The 328-nt window shown below is 53.4% G+C and carries 2 protein-coding genes; both read right to left on the minus strand.

All coding sequences use genetic code 11. The features are described from left to right. Window positions 1-167 (minus strand): TA system toxin CbtA family protein (locus HEN33_RS25660; RefSeq protein ID WP_001470675.1); only part of this gene is annotated, 167 nt, incomplete at its 3' end. A gap of 46 nt (window positions 168-213) precedes the next feature. Beyond that, window positions 214-328, minus strand: a 115-nt coding sequence (locus HEN33_RS25665; RefSeq protein WP_089521489.1) for a type IV toxin-antitoxin system YeeU family antitoxin, incomplete at its 5' end; no start/stop codon positions are given.

The raw sequence follows: 328 nt of genomic DNA on the forward strand, positions 1-328 counted from the left end.
CCTGCCTCAATATGCTGCTCAATCACACGTTCATCGGCAAACGGTGTGTCATTCAGTGTGAGGCCATAATGCTGGTCCAGCAGTCGGATGAGCAGTGTCTGCCAGATGGTGACGGGAGACGGGCAGCGAGATACCTCCCGTACATGTGTGTCGGATAATGTTTTCATCTTAAGTTCTCTGTAACTGGTAGTGCTAAAGGTGAGAGCTTCGGGGTTATGAGGTGGTTGCGGGTGCCTGTGCCGGATAAACAGCCAGATAAACGTAACCACAGGAGCCGAGGGTGTCGGCTTCGCAGGTCAGCCCTTTTGCATACAGCGTGACGGTATGC

Source organism: Escherichia sp. 94.0001 (assembly GCF_013369155.2).
GTDB lineage: Bacteria > Pseudomonadota > Gammaproteobacteria > Enterobacterales > Enterobacteriaceae > Escherichia > Escherichia coli_F.